12 protein-coding genes are annotated in these 15,464 nt (G+C 30.2%); 9 read left to right on the plus strand and 3 right to left on the minus strand.

Going from position 1 to position 15,464, the window contains the following annotated elements; all coding sequences use genetic code 11:
• The first annotated feature begins 4 nt into the window (after window positions 1-4).
• From moaC to R3342_RS03145, 5 genes are read left to right on the plus strand one after another with little or no spacing between them, the layout of a single operon-like run.
• The gene (moaC, locus tag R3342_RS03125; protein ID WP_318938215.1) at window positions 5-484 is read left to right on the plus strand and encodes a cyclic pyranopterin monophosphate synthase MoaC; all 480 of its coding nucleotides are present in this window, start codon (window positions 5-7) and stop codon (window positions 482-484) included.
• Window positions 477-1,589 (plus strand): NTP transferase domain-containing protein, encoded by a 1,113-nt coding sequence (locus R3342_RS03130; protein WP_318938216.1) that lies wholly within the window; start codon window positions 477-479, stop codon window positions 1,587-1,589. Before moaC ends, R3342_RS03130 begins: the two co-directional genes overlap by 8 nt.
• Window positions 1,582-2,430 carry a DUF1835 domain-containing protein gene (locus tag R3342_RS03135; protein WP_318938217.1) on the plus strand — a complete coding sequence of 283 codons (849 nt, stop codon included), beginning with the start codon at window positions 1,582-1,584 and terminating at the stop codon, window positions 2,428-2,430. Before R3342_RS03130 ends, R3342_RS03135 begins: the two co-directional genes overlap by 8 nt.
• A complete protein-coding gene (locus R3342_RS03140; protein ID WP_318938218.1) occupies window positions 2,417-3,496 on the plus strand; it encodes a HesA/MoeB/ThiF family protein in 1,080 nt (359 codons plus the stop codon). The genes R3342_RS03135 and R3342_RS03140 overlap by 14 nt, the downstream gene beginning before the upstream one ends.
• Window positions 3,497-5,266, plus strand: coding sequence for a MutS-related protein (locus tag R3342_RS03145; protein ID WP_318938219.1), 1,770 nt, complete (start codon window positions 3,497-3,499; stop codon window positions 5,264-5,266).
• On the opposite strand, the gene R3342_RS03150 is transcribed toward R3342_RS03145, so the two are convergent.
• Together R3342_RS03150 and R3342_RS03155 are read right to left on the minus strand one after the other, a co-directional pair.
• Window positions 5,263-5,685: a molybdenum cofactor biosynthesis protein MoaE gene (locus R3342_RS03150; RefSeq protein WP_318938220.1), complete on the minus strand. Its 423-nt coding sequence runs from the start codon at window positions 5,683-5,685 to the stop codon at window positions 5,263-5,265. The genes R3342_RS03145 and R3342_RS03150 overlap by 4 nt on opposite strands.
• Window positions 5,686-5,713: 28 nt before the next feature.
• Window positions 5,714-5,956, minus strand: coding sequence for a MoaD/ThiS family protein (locus R3342_RS03155; protein WP_318938221.1), 243 nt, complete (start codon window positions 5,954-5,956; stop codon window positions 5,714-5,716).
• Between the two features lie 156 nt (window positions 5,957-6,112).
• Here R3342_RS03155 and nrfD point away from each other — a divergent pair, with 156 nt between their 5' ends.
• The 3 genes from nrfD to queG are packed head-to-tail and all read left to right on the plus strand — an operon-like array spanning window position 6,113 to window position 11,609.
• Window positions 6,113-7,729 carry an NrfD/PsrC family molybdoenzyme membrane anchor subunit gene (nrfD, locus tag R3342_RS03160; RefSeq protein ID WP_318938222.1) on the plus strand — a complete coding sequence of 539 codons (1,617 nt, stop codon included), beginning with the start codon at window positions 6,113-6,115 and terminating at the stop codon, window positions 7,727-7,729.
• Window positions 7,730-7,745: 16 nt separating this feature from the next.
• Window positions 7,746-10,634 (plus strand): molybdopterin-dependent oxidoreductase, encoded by a 2,889-nt coding sequence (locus R3342_RS03165; RefSeq protein ID WP_318938223.1) that lies wholly within the window; start codon window positions 7,746-7,748, stop codon window positions 10,632-10,634.
• A 45-nt stretch (window positions 10,635-10,679) separates the two neighbouring features.
• The gene (gene queG, locus R3342_RS03170; RefSeq protein WP_318938224.1) at window positions 10,680-11,609 is read left to right on the plus strand and encodes a tRNA epoxyqueuosine(34) reductase QueG; all 930 of its coding nucleotides are present in this window, start codon (window positions 10,680-10,682) and stop codon (window positions 11,607-11,609) included.
• Here the strand turns inward: queG and R3342_RS03175 are convergent.
• Window positions 11,606-12,628, minus strand: coding sequence for a LacI family DNA-binding transcriptional regulator (locus R3342_RS03175; protein WP_318938225.1), 1,023 nt, complete (start codon window positions 12,626-12,628; stop codon window positions 11,606-11,608). The two genes, queG and R3342_RS03175, sit on opposite strands and share 4 nt — an antisense overlap.
• A 160-nt stretch (window positions 12,629-12,788) precedes the next feature.
• On the opposite strand from R3342_RS03175, the gene R3342_RS03180 reads away from it, so the two are divergent.
• The gene (locus R3342_RS03180) at window positions 12,789-15,422 is read left to right on the plus strand and encodes a TonB-dependent receptor (RefSeq protein WP_318938226.1); all 2,634 of its coding nucleotides are present in this window, start codon (window positions 12,789-12,791) and stop codon (window positions 15,420-15,422) included.
• Window positions 15,423-15,464 lie beyond the last annotated feature (42 nt).

Consider the following 15,464-nt stretch of genomic DNA (forward strand, 5'->3'; position numbering starts at 1 on the left):
TATTATGAAAAAAGAATTTACGCACATAAACGAAGAAAATAACCCAAAAATGGTAAATGTTGGGGATAAAAAAATCACAAAACGAAAAGCAACGGCAAAAGCTACCATGTTTTTAGGAAGTGAAATTATTTCTCATTTTAAAAGTGAAGATATAATTACCAAAAAGGGACCAGTTTTTCAAACAGCTATTATTTCAGGAATTCAGGCAGTTAAAAAAACATCAGAACTTATTCCAATGTGCCACCCTTTATTAATTAATGGAACTGATATTGATATTCAAATTATTGATAGCGAGCATATTGAAATTATTTGTGAAGTTTCTATTGAAGGGAAAACAGGCGTTGAAATGGAAGCCTTGACAGGTGCAAATATTGCTGCTTTAACGGTATACGATATGTGTAAAGCAATATCACAAAAAATGGTAATTAAAGAAGTTAAATTGATGAAAAAATCAGGAGGTAAAAGCGATATAAATAATGAGTAAACATCAAAAACATGCAAAATTAGTTTTGCGTAATAACGATAATTTTGCACCAAACGAAATTGCAATTGTTGGAACAAAATGTAATGAAGTTTCAAAATTAGTAAATGAAATTTCAGAACAATTATCAAAATACAAATTAGCTTATTTTGATGCTTCACACGCAAAAGACGAAAGCAAACAAATAGTTGAAAAATTTACGTTTAGTCCAAATGGAAATGTAGCCATAAATGGCATTGGAAATATTAATAAATTCAATCAAAGAATTCAATTTTCGCAATACGATTTTCTGTTTATCAATGGAAATCATTATCAGGCAGCTAAACAAATTTTAGTTTTAGATAATGAAAAAGAAGCTTCTGTTTTAAAACGAATAGATCAGTTAACCAATGTGCAGTTTGTAGTTAAACTTACGGAAGATGCTAAGTATTTTGATTTCTTATTAGATAAAAATCCGTTAATTAAAAATTTAAAATGTTATGCTATTTCTGAAATAGATAAAATTACCAATCATATAGAAAGTTTAATTCAGGAAAAAATAGCACCTATTCAAGGTCTAGTGCTTGCTGGAGGCAAAAGTACACGAATGGGAACCGACAAAGGAACTCTTAATTTTTATGGTAAAAATCAAAGAGATGTTGCTATTGATTTGCTAGAAAAAAATCATCTTAAAACTTATTTATCTGTTAGAGAAGAACAAGAAATTATCATTGAAAACAAAGTAATTGACAAATTTATAGGATTAGGCCCTTTTGGAGCAATTTGTTCGGCTTTTCAATCCAATCCAAATGTGGCTTGGTTGGTTTTAGCAACAGATTTACCTTTTGTAAATGATGCATTAATACAAAAATTATTAAAACATAGAAATCCATCAAAAGCAGCAACTACAATTAAAGGAAAAGGAAAAGAGTTCCCAGAACCATTAATTACCATTTGGGAGCCAAAAAGTTATACATTATTGCTTAATTATTTAGCTCAAGGATATTCTTGTCCGCGAAAAGCTTTAATAAATGCAGATACGGAAATAATTGAAGTGGATGATGATTTAATTAGAAACATAAATACTCCAGAAGAATTTAAAGCAGCTCATAAGGAAATCAATGAATAAAATTATTCACGTACTTAATGGAGATAGTACGGCTAAAATATTTGATGAGGTTAAATTAACAGGCAAAGTAATTGTATTTAATGAAATGCTTTGTGAAGGATTTTTAAAAGAAGATGTTGGTAGCGATTCTTTTTTTAAAAGCAGATATGAATTTTTTGAAAAAGAATTTCAAACAGATAAACTAACCTATTTTGATAAATCAATCAAACCTTTGGTTCAGCTAGAAGATGGAAGCTCTTATGACGAAGTTGTTTTATGGTTTGAATACGATTTGTTTTGTCAAATAAATATGCTTGCAGTTTGCACGTATTTGCTAAAAAATTATAGAAAAGATAATCGATATTTTTTAGTGTGTGTTGGTAATAAAAAAGGAGAAAAAAGCTTACAGACTTTATCGGATTATTCTTCAGATGAATATTTAGAATTGTATGCTAACAAAGTAAAACTAACCAGAAACGATTTAGTATTTACAAATGAATGTTGGAATGTTTTTGTAAGAAATAATAAAGACGAAATAGCTAAATTTAATTTTAATAAATCTAGTAAATTTCCTTATTTACAAGAAGCTTTAAAACAGCATTTAGAACGCTTTCCTAAAAAAAATGGATTAAATCAAATTGAAAATAAAATAATTGATATTATAAATTCAGGGAATTTTACATCCAATGAAATTCTAAAAAAATTGTTAGATTGGCAACGTAGTAAAACCGTTTATGGATTCGGTGATTTACAGTATTTAAAATATCTTAATAAGTTAAAAAACTATTATATTATTAAAGATGAGAAATACTATTTAAACGAAACAGGTTTTAATAAATTAAACCACAATGAATTTGAATAAAGAAAGTTATTTTCAAAGGCAAACAACTTTATCTGAAATAGGAGAAAAAGGACAAGTACTTTTACAAAAAGCAAAAGTTTTAGTTGTTGGTTGTGGAGGATTAGGAAGTCCAATTGCAATTTATCTTGCAACTAGTGGAATTGGAGAGCTTCATTTAGTGGATTTTGATACGGTTTCGGTTTCAAATTTACATCGACAAGTTTTTTATAAAGTAAAAGATGTTGGGCAACCAAAAGCTGAAATTTTAGCAGAAGCAATAAAAGAAAGAGCCCCTTTCACAAAGGTTACTTATACCAATACATCTGTTGAAAAAGATACTATTTTAAATTTGGTTTCTAAATACGATGTAATTGTTGAAGCAACCGATAATTTACCAATAAAATATTTAATAAATGACGCTTGTGTTTTAACTAAAAAACCTGTGGTTTACGGCTCATTATACAAGTTCGACGGTTATGTAGCTACTTTTAATGTGAAAGATAATCAAGGGAATTATTCATGTAATTTACGAGATGCTTTTCCTAAAATAACTACTGAAATTCCAAATTGTGAAGAAGCTGGCACTTTAAATCCTATTGTTGGTATTATTGCACTTATGCAAGTAAATGAAGTTATAAAATTAATTACTAAAAAGGGTAATTTACTGGTAAATCAATTGCTTATTTATAATGCGCTTGAAAACTCTCAATTCAAATTAAAATTAAAGAAAAATAACACATTAAATATTTCTGAAATCTTTAAGGAATCAGATTATTTAGAAGAGTATTGTGAATCACAAGACGAAAATTTAACCATTTCAGTAGAAGATTTTAAAAGGAAAATGACTAATAATAATATTCAAATTATTAGTATTTTAAATCACACAGATTTTAAATTACCTTTTAAAGTTCATCAAAATATTCCATATAAAAATTTTGATGTAGAAAAATTTATTCCAAATTTTGATAAGGAATATATTATTGTTTGTAAAAAGGGAATTACAAGTTATGATATTGCATTAAGATTAAAAGAAAAATATCCAAAACTATCCGTTTTAAGTTTATCCGGAGGTACAACAAATTATTAAATGCAAAATCCAATAGAGTTTTATACCGCACAAAAATTAGTATTTGAGAAAAAATTAGCTGATTTAAAACAGCAATTAGCAATATCAAGCACACTACGGATAGTTGTTTTTTTAGGCATTATTTATGGTAACTATTTCTTTTTTAGAAATATTCAAATGATGGTTTTAATTTCAATAATAGGAATAGCATTATTCTTTTTTTTAATTTTAAGACACACCAAATTACAGTATAAAAGCAATTTTAATGCTGCTTTACTTGAAATAAATAACACAGAAATTAACGTTTTAAATGGAGATTATTTATCCTTAGATCAAGGAACCGAGTTCACAGATCATTTACATTTTTATAGTTATGATATCGATTTGTTTGGAAAAGGATCATTTTTTCAATATTGTAATAGAACTGCTACTAGCGAAGGGAAAAAGAAGTTAGCCAATTACTTAACAGAAAATAATATTTCTGGTATTAAGAAGAAGCAAGAAGGAATAATTGAATTGAGTAAAAAAGTAAGTTGGAGGCAGCAATTTTCAGCATTAGCCAGTTTAGTTAAAGTTGAATATCCAGTAGAAAACTTGATGGATTGGTTTCGTAATTACAAATTGGTTTTTCCTAAATATGTTGCTGTTTTACCAACTATATTTTCGTTAGTTTCATTCATTCTAATTATACTAACCAGTTTTCAAATTATCCCTTCTAAAATTTTACTGTTATGGTTTTTATTTGGTTTAGGAATTGTGGGATCATTTTATAAAAAGGTAAACATATTGTATAAATACGCCAGCAATGCCAAAGATACTTTTCAACAATATTATAAATTGTTAAATGAAATAGAAACTACTTCATTTTCTTCAGAAATTTTAAAAGAAAAACAACAAGAAATTCAAACTGAAGTAGAAAAAGCATCTAAAATTGTTGCTAAATTTTCAAAATTATTAGATGCATTAGATCAGCGCAATAATTTAATTGTGGGGCCTTTGGTAAATGGATTTTTATTGTGGGATTTACAGCAAAGTTATAAAATTGAAAAATGGATAAATAGCTACCATGAGAAAGTTGATGCTTGGTTTAAAGTAATCACTTTTTTTGATGCACAAAATTCGTTGGCTAATTTTGTTTTTAATCATCCAACATATGTTTTTCCTGAAATTAATTCCAACAAAAAAGGAATTGAGTCTAAAAAATTGGGTCATGTTTTAATTAAAGATACTAGTAGAATATCTAATGATTTTAAAATTGAAAATCATCAATTTTTTGTTATTACAGGTGCAAATATGGCTGGTAAAAGTACTTTTTTAAGAACTGTTTCTATGGCAATTGTTATGGCAAATGTTGGTTTGCCTGTTTGCGCAGACAAATTTAAATATGCTCCAATAAAATTAATTACTAGCATGCGTTCTTTAGATTCTTTGGTAGATAATGAATCTTATTTCTTTTCGGAATTAAAACGATTGAAATTTATTGTGGATAAAATTGAAAACGAAGATTATTTTATTGTGTTAGATGAAATACTGAAGGGCACTAATAGTACGGATAAAGCAATTGGTTCTAAAAAATTTGTACAAAAGTTGGTTGAATCTAAATCTACTGGAATTATTGCTACACATGATTTAAGTTTGTGTGAAATTGAAAATGAATTACCAGAAGTTAAAAATTATTATTTTGATGCTGAGATTATCAATGATGAATTAAATTTTGATTACAAATTAAAAAGAGGTATTTGTAAAAATATGAATGCTTCTTTTTTATTAGCAAAAATGAAAATTGTTTAAGGATGTGAATTTACCCAAACTTCACCATCATCAAAATGTTCTTTTTTCCAAATAGGAACGGTTTCTTTTAAAGTATCAATAGCATATTCACAAGCATCAAAAGCTGCTTTTCTGTGAGCCGATGAAACTGCAATAATTACAGGAATATCGCCAATTTGTAATTCTCCAATTGCATGATGAATAGCAATTTTAAAAACTGAAAATTTTTTCAAAGCCTTTTCTGCAATTTTCTCCATTTCTTTTATTGCCATTGGTTCGTAAGCACTAAAATCTAATAAATTAACAGTTTTGTTTTTTGTTGAATTTCGGACAGTACCAATAAAAGTTACAATTCCGCCACAAGAAGGGTCATCTACAAAATCATAACAATCCTGTAAGTTGAGTTTTTTATTGGTAATTTTTATTGAAATTTTATCCACAAATAATAAATTTAAGATTTAGTAATTTTTATCCACCACTAACTGGAGGAATTATAGCAACTTCATCATTGTTTTGTAAAATTAATTCATCAGTTGCATATTCTTCATTAACTGCAATTGCAAAATCGTTTATATTTTTTAATACTTTATAATCGTTCACTAATTGTTCTTTAAACTTTTGAATACTAATAGGTTTATGAATAGTATAGTCAAAACTATTACTTCCAACTAAATCTGCAGTAATTCCAAAAAATAATAGATGTATTGTCATTAAAAATGTATAAATTTATGCAAAGATAAACCAATTTTCAGAAAATGAGACCGCTATTATTTATATTAATTCTAAATAATATCTAATGTGATTTTAATCACAAAGCTAATAATATCAATAAGTATTTTTGTTCAATTCTAACTTTTAAAATAAACTATGAAGTACGGTTTTATAATTGATAATCGAAAATGTATTGGTTGTCATGCTTGTACTACAGCCTGTAAATCAGAACACGATGTGGCTGTTGGAGTAAACAGAACGTATGTTAAGCAAATAGAGAAAGGAGAATTTCCAGACACAAGACGAATATTTTCAGTAATGCGTTGTAATCATTGTACTGATGCGCCTTGTGTTGAAATTTGCCCTGTAGAAGCTTTATATACTCGTGAAGATGGTATTGTAGATTTTGATAATAACAGGTGTATTGGTTGTAAATCGTGTATGCAAGCTTGCCCTTACGATGCCTTATATATTGATCCAGATAATAATACTGCAGCTAAATGTAATTATTGTTCTCATCGAATTGAAGTTGGTAGAGAACCAGCTTGTGTTACGGTTTGTCCAGAACACGCAATTATTGCAGGAGATATGGAAAACCCAACAACAGAAATCTCTCAATTACTTGCTCGTCAAGCTGTAAAAGTGAGAAAGCCTGAAAAAGGAACAAATCCTAATTTATTTTATATTGATGGAGATGACGCTTCATTGGTTCCTGAAGCTACAGATAAATCAGGGCCAAGTTTATGGAATTCACAAGCACGTGGTGTTGGACATTTTGCAAAGTCAGCTGAAAAAATGATGCATACCAATGGTGATGTAGATTTGTTACAAATGACTATTGATAATGATATTCAAGCAGCATATCAAAAAAAGGAAACAGAAAATCCAAATTATATAGATGTATTAACGGGTAAAGCTCGTAGAGTTTATGATACACCAGATAAAGGTATTTTATGGGGTTGGGAAGTTTCCACATATGTGTTTACTAAAGCTATTGCAGCAGGAGCATTTTTAATTCCATTTTTAGCTATTATGTTAGGTTATGAAGTTTCTACAACTGCAAAATTATGGTCAGCAGGAATTTCTTTAACATTTTTAGCTTTAACAGGATTGTTCTTGGTAATGGATTTGGATAGACCAGATAGATTCTTGAACGTTTTATTACGTCCTCAATGGAATTCTTGGTTAGTAAAAGGTGGTTATACTATCACTGTTTTTGGACTATTAGTAACTGTTTGGGGAGCAATGTCTTTCTTTAATATCAAACAAGGAGAAACTATATTGTTATGGGTAACTGCAATTTTTGCAATATTGCTAGCAATTTATACAGCATTCTTATTTGCACAAGCAAAAGGGCGTGATTTTTGGCAAAGTCCAACTTTACCATTACATATGTTAGTACACAGTGTTATGGCAGGTACAGCAATTTTTGTAATTACATCTTTAATATTTGGTAATGAAAGCTGGATGAGTATTCTAAAAAACACTATGATAATTGCATTGGTAGTTAACTTATTTACATTGGTAACCGAATTAACTATAACACATCCAACAACAGCAGCTAAAACTGTGGTTAAAATGATAACAAAAGGAAGATATAAAAATCTATTTTGGATGATTACGGTATTAATAGGAAACTTAATTCCATTGGCGTTAATGTTTTTTGGTACAGGAGAATTAGTACTAGTTGCCTCAGCAATATGTGTATTAATAGGAATTTTAATTACTGAGAAAATCTGGGTGGAAGCTCCACAAAGAATTCCGCTAGCATAACTTAAAATAAAAAATCATGGGATATAAAAAACCATCGTTTATAGAAAATATGGCAGAAAAATTAGGAATAATTCCTAATTTACATAAAGAAGGATATCAAAAATTTGATGGAGATATGCGTCATTTTACAGACGAAGAGGTAGCTCAATTATATGAGAATTTTCCTCCTCCAGAAAAATGGGATAATTGGGTGGAATATAACCCAAAAGTATGGCCAAAAAAGGAGAAAAAAACCTATCAAATTGTACCTACAACTTGTTTTAACTGCGAAAGTGCTTGTGGTTTAACTGCTTTTATTGATAAAGAAACACAACAGGTTAAAAAGTTTGAAGGAAATCCATATCATCCAGGAAGTAGAGGTAGAAATTGCGCAAAAGGACCAGCAACGATTAATCAAATTACAGATCCTGATAGAATTTTATTCCCACTAAAACGTAAAGGAAAAAGAGGAGAAGGAGAATGGGAACGTATTTCATGGGATGAAGCATTAGATACTATTGCAGCAAGAATAAGAAAAGCAATTAAAGAAGATCGAAGAAATGAAATTGCCTATCATGTTGGTCGTCCAGGACATGAAAAATTTATGAATTGGATTTTGCAAGGTTGGGGAATAGATGGACATAACTCGCATACAAATATATGTTCTTCTGGTGCACGTTTTGGATATAATTTATGGTATGGTTATGATAGGCCGTCGCCTGATCATAGTAACGCAAAATTTATTTTACTGGTTTCAGCTCATTTAGAATCTGGCCATTATTTTAATCCACATGCACAACGTATTATTGAAGGTAAAATGAAAGGTGCTAAATTAGCAACAATGGATCCTCGTTTATCCAATACAGCAAGTATGTCTGATTATTGGTTGCCAAGTTATCCAGGTACAGAAGCAGCGGTTTTATTAGCTATGGCTTTAATTATCTTACAAAAAGGATTATATAACAGAGATTATTTAGAAAACTGGACTAATTGGCAAGAGTATTTAGAAGCCAAGCACAGCGATAAGGAAGTAACTTTTGAGAATTATATAGCAGCCATGATTGAGGAGTATAAAGAATTTACTCCTGAATATGCAGAAAAAGAATCTGGAGTAAAAGCAAAAGATATTATTGAAATTGCACAACTTATTGGTGAAGCAGGTGAACGATTTGCATCTCATAATTGGCGAGCTGCAGGAGCATCCAATTTAGGTGGTTGGGCAGTTGCTCGTTGTTTACACTTTTTATCTGTTTTAACTGGCGCTGTTGGAGCAAAAGGAGGAACTTCACCAAATTCTTGGAATAAATTTAGCCCAACGCAACCTAATGCACCAAAAGCTCAAAAAGTTTGGAATGAATTACATTTTCCTAAAGAATATCCATTAGCATTTTTTGAAATGAGCCAATTGTTACCTCATTTCTTAAAAGAAGGAAGAGGTAAAATGGATGTGTATTTTTCAAGAGTATTTAATCCAGTTTGGACGTATCCTGATGGATTTACTTGGATGGAAATGTTCTTAGATGAATCTAAGTTCGGTTTACATACTGCTTTAACACCAACTTGGAATGAAACAGCTTTTCATGCAGATTTTGTATTGCCAATGGGGTTAGCATCTGAACGCCATGATATAAATAGTTATGCAACACACGGAGGAACTTGGGTTGCGTTTCGTCAGCCAGTATTACGTGAAGCTGCTCGAAGAAACGGAAAGCCTGTTGAATTTACATACCAAGCAAATCCAGGAGAAGTTTGGGAAGAAGATGAATTTTGGATTGAATTAAGTTGGCGTATTGACCCAGACGGAAGTATGGGCATTCGTAAACATTTTGAGTCGCCATATCGTCCAGGAGAAAAAATTACTATTGATGAATATTATCAATATATTTTTGAACGAGTTAAAGGACTGCCTGAAGCAGCTAAAAAGGAAGGAATAACAGAGTTGCAATACATGCAAAAATATGGGGCTTTTGAAATTGAAAAAGGAGAATCCTATAAATTAAATGAAAAACCTTTAACGGAAGAGCAGTTGAAAGGCACTGAAATTAACCCAAAAAACAATGTAATTTCCAAAAACGGAAAAGATATTGGAGTTATGGTTAATGGAAAAGCCGTAGTCGGATTTCCTACACCTTCGCGAAAAAATGAATTTTATTCGCAAACCATGGTGGATTGGAAATGGCCAGAATACTCTACTCCAGCATATATAAAAAGTCATATTCATAATGAAGTATTAGATAAAACTAAAGGAGAGTATGTTTTAGTTCCTACTTTTAGATTACCAACATTAATACATTCTCGTTCAGGAAATGCGAAATGGCTGGTAGAAATTTCCAATCGAAATCCAATTTGGATGCATCCAGATGATGCGGCTAAATGGGGATTTAAAACGGGAGATTTGGTAAAAATGAATACGGATATAGGTTATTTTATAGATAAAGTTTGGGTAACCCAAAGTATGAAACCAGGCGTAGTAGCTTGTTCGCATCATATTGGGCGTTGGAGAAGACCACAAGATAAAATAGGAAACCGTTGGGCAACAAATACGGTTAATATTGAAGGTGATGGTAATGGCGGTTGGAAAATGAACACAATTTCAGGAATTAAACCTTTTGAATCTGAGGATAAAGATTCTAAAAGAATTTTTTGGAAAGATGGAGGAGTACACCAAAACATTACCCATGCAGTTCATCCTGATCCAATTAGTGGAATGCATTGTTGGCATCAAAGAGTTCGTATTGAAAAACCTTCCGAAGGAGAAAATTATGGTGATATTTTTGTAGATACTAATAAATCTCACGAAGTGTATAAAGAATGGTTAAGTTGGACACGTCCAGCTCCAGGACCAAACGGAGAACGAAGGCCTCTTTGGTTTAAACGAGCTTTTAAACCAGATGAATCCACATATTATATCGATAAGAAAAAATAGTAATAATAAAAATCCCGCAATTGCGGGATTTTTTTAGTTTTGTATATGTTGAATAATTTTAAAACATATACCCATTTAATTAAGCAAGAAGCAAAACGATTAGGTTTTGAAAGTTGTGGTATTGCTAAAGCCGATTTTTTAGAAGAAGAAGTAACTAATTTAGAACAATGGCTTAAAAACGGCTACCACGGCAATATGCAATACATGGAAAACTATTTTGATAAGCGTTTAGATCCTCGTTTATTGGTAGATGGCGCAAAATCGGTAATAAGTTTGTCTTTTAACTATTTCCCAGAACAATCTCAAAAAGAAGATACCTTTAAAATTGCTAAATATGCTTATGGTGAAGATTATCATCATGTTTTAAAATCGAAATTAAAAGAACTTATATTTTTTGTTCAAAATACAATTGGAGAAGTAAATGGTAGAGCTTTTGTAGATTCTGCTCCAGTTTTAGAACGCGCTTGGGCTCAAAAAAGTGGTTTAGGATGGAGAGGTAAAAATTCATTATTACTTCAAAAAAATAAAGGTTCTTTTTTCTTTTTAGCGGAATTAATTATTGATACGGAATTAACTTATGATAATCCTTTTGTAACGGATCATTGTGGTAATTGTACAAAGTGTATTGATGCTTGTCCAACAGAAGCCATATTACCAAATAATACAATTGATGGAAGTAAGTGTATTTCGTATTTTACCATTGAGTTAAAAGATGAATTACCAAAATCAGTAAAAGGAAAATTTGAAGATTGGATTTTTGGCTGTGATATTTGTCAAGATGTTTGTCCTTGGAACCGATTTTCAAAACCACATTCCGAAGAAAAATTTAATCCACATCAAGATTTATTAGGAATGACCAAAAAAGATTGGCAGGAAATTACGGAAGACGTTTTTAAAAAGGTTTTTAAAAAATCAGCAGTAAAAAGGACTAAGTTTAACGGATTAGTAAGAAATATTAAGTTTATAAAAAACTAAATTGAAGTTGAATTACGTTGGATAACTTTTGTGGGTAAAACAATTGTTTTATGTTTAATGAGCTTATTTTTTTTGGAGGCTTTAATTTCTTTGAGCAATAATTTTAAGGCAGACTTACCCATTTTATAACCAGGCTGGTCTACTGTGGTAAGTGAAGGTGTAATTACAGAAGCCATAAACCAGTTGCTAAATCCAATAATAGATATTTGTTCAGGAATTTTAACATCAACTTCTTTAAAATAGGTTATAGCTCCAATAGCAACAAGATCGGTAATTGCAAATATCCCATCAACATCTATATTTTCGGTATGAATTTTTTTTGCAAATTTATATCCTTCTTCAAAAGTTACATTTTCACAAGTATAAACTAATGATTTATCAAAAGTTAGGTTATTATCACTCAAAGCTTTTTTATATCCTAAAAAACGATCAATAGAATTCTGAGGGTTTAAAGGGCCTCTAAAATGAGCAATTTTTTTACATCCAGAATTTATTAAATGTGAAACGGCAGAGTAAGCAGCTTCTCTATCATCAATAATTACTTTTGAACAATCAATAAGTTTATTAATTTTATCAAATAGTACTAATGGAGTTTTATGGTCTATAATTTTTTGTAAATAGCTTAAATTCTTGGTGTTATTAGATAAAGAAATTAAAATTCCATCAACTCTTTTTCCTAACAATAAATCTATTTGTTTTTGTTCTAATTCTTCAGATTCGTTTGATTGTAGTGTAATTACTAAATATCCTTCTTTTTCAGCTTTCTCTATAATTCCATTAATAACACTTGAAAAAAAATGATGAACAATTTCAGGGATAATTAATCCAATAATTTTTGATTCTTTAGTTCTAAGATTTACAGCGAAAGAATTTGGTTTAAAATGAAGTTTATCCGCTAATTCAATAACCGCCTTTTTAGTTTTAGGGCTAACATCAGGATAATCTTTTAAGGCTTTTGAAACCGTAGTAATTGAAATTCCTAATGTTGAAGCTATTTGTTTTAGTGTAACTTCTTTCATTTAACAAATGTATAAAAAACTTTAAAATACAAATCGAAAACGTTTTCGTGAAAATCGAAAACGTTTTCGATAGTAATATTATAATTCTGTAATTTAATAATAAATACATTTGAGTAGTAAGTATAAAATCAAAATGTTAAATCAAAACAAGCTAATCATTATGAAAAAAACCTTTTTAATTAAAAGTAAGTATTTATATATACTTTTCTTATTAATAACTAATTTGACGATTGCTCAAGAAGTGAGTATTTCGGGAACGATAAAAGATGCTTTTGGGGAATCTATGCCAGGGGTAAATGTACTTTTAAAAGGAACTGATGTTGGTACAATATCAGATATTGATGGTAAATACACCTTACAAGTTTCTCAAAAAGGAGATTTTAATGTGGAGTTTTCATATGTTGGATTTAAAACAGTTGTAAAAGCTGTTACAATTAATAATGATAATTTAACAGTAGATGCTGTTTTAAAAGAAGACGTATTGTCTTTAGATGATGTTGTTATTACTGGGGTAGTAAATCCTAGATCAAAAATTGAATCTAGTGTGTCAGTAACTACTATGAAACCTAAATTAATTACTGAATCTGCGCCAAGATCTACTGCTGAAATTTTTAGAACTATACCAGGTATTCGATCTGAATCATCAGGAGGTGAAGGAAATGCTAATATAGCAGTTAGAGGAGTTCCAATTTCGTCTGGAGGTTCAAAATATGTGCAATTACAAGAAGATGGTTTACCGGTATTATTGTTTGGAGATATTTCTTTTGCTACAGCCGATATTTTTACTCGTTTTGATGCTAATATAGCAAGAATAGAGGCTATAAAAGGAGGCTCAGCATCAACATTATCCTCTAATTCACCAGGAGCGATTATAAATTTAATTAGTAAAACAGGTAAAACTGAAGGAGGTTCTATAGGTACATCATTTGGATTAGATTATAACTCTTTTAGGACAGATTTTGAATATGGAACACCTATTGGCAAATCTTTGTACTTACATATGGGAGGTTTTTATAGAGCTGGAGAAGGAGTTAGAGAGCCTGGATTTACAGCAAATAATGGAGGCCAATTTAAATTTAACATCACCAAAGAATTCGAAAAAGGCTATGTTAGAGTATATGCAAAATATTTAAATGACAGGGCTGCAGCATATATGCCAATGCCTATAAAAGTTACAGGAACTAACAGTAACCCAAATTGGAGTAATGCTCCAAATTTTGATGCAACATCTGGAGCACTTCAAACACCTTTTTTAACTCAAAACTTAGGGTTAGGTCCTGATGGCCAATTGCGTAGATCATATATTGCAGATGGTATGCATCCTATTTCTACTTCTTTAGGTGTAGAAACATCATTTGAATTATTAGATGGATGGAAAATTAAAAATAATGGAAGATTTTCTTTCAATAAAGGAGGTTTTATATCTCCATTTCCAGCAGAAGTTGCAACAGCATCCACCATATTAACGGAAGGAGCATCAAGCGGTTGGAATTCTTTAGTGTATGCTAATGATGGTTCTCCAGTAGTAGGAAGTGATTTAGTTGCAAGAATTCATATGTTTGATACACAATTAAACAATTTTAATAATTTTATGGATGACCTTAGATTAACTAAATCTTTTGATAATGTTGATATTACTTTAGGCTATTTTAAATCAGTTCAAAATGTATCCATGTCTTGGTTATGGAATTCATATTTACAAGAAGTTAACGATAAAAATGCGCGATTAATAAATGTGATGGATGCTGCAAATAATTCGTTAAGCGAAAATGGTTTGTATGCTTATGGAGTGCCTTATTGGGGAAATTGTTGTACACGAAACTATGATACGCAATACAACGTTTCAGCACCATATGTAGATATATCAATTGATACTTCTGATAAATTTGTTATTGATGGTAGTTTAAGATATGATAAAGGACTTGTAGATGGATCTTTTGCAGGAACCGTTCAAACTTCAGTTGATGTAAATAATGATGGTTCTATATCAGCGCCTGAACAATCTGTATCAGCTATAGATAATGCAAATGCTACACCTGTTAATTATGATTACGATTATGTATCTTATTCTTTAGGGGTTAATTATAAATTAAAAGATAATGAAGCTGTTTTTGCAAGATATAGTAGAGGTGCTTCTGCAAAGGCAGATCGTATTTTATTTGCTGGACTTAATTATTTAGATGGAAGTAAAATAAACGCTTTAGATTTTATAAATCAAGCTGAATTAGGTTATAAAAGCGGGTTTGAGCATGGGTCATTATATGCAACTGCATTTTACGCCAAAACTATAGAGCAAGGAGGTTTTGAAGCTACTTCAAATAGTATTATTAATAACAATTATAAATCATTTGGTGTTGAACTTGAAGGAACATATAATTTTAGTAACTTTAATGTAAGAGGAGGTTTAACCTATACAAATGCAGAAATTAATTCTGGAGATAATAAAGGAAATACACCTAGACGACAACCAGATTTAATGTATAATATCATCCCTACATATAATTTTGGAAGTGAAAAACAAAATGCTATAGGATTAAGTTTTATAGGACAAACTAAAGCATATACTCAAGATTCTAACGAGTTAGTAATGCCAGGTTTTGTAATTGTTAATGGCTTTTTTAATGTAGGAATAACTAAAAATTTAAACGCCAATATTGCTGCTAATAATATTTTTGACACTTTAGGTATTACAGAAGCAGAAGAAGGTAGTATAATTGATAACCAAGTAAATTATGTTAGAGGAAGACCATTACCAGGAAGATCGCTTTCTCTTTCGCTGCTATATAAATTTTAAAATTTGAATTTAATTTAAAAACAATGAAAACGACTTTTTTAA

The sequence above is a fragment of the Lutibacter sp. genome (genome assembly GCF_033723435.1).
In the GTDB taxonomy this organism is placed as follows: domain Bacteria; phylum Bacteroidota; class Bacteroidia; order Flavobacteriales; family Flavobacteriaceae; genus Lutibacter.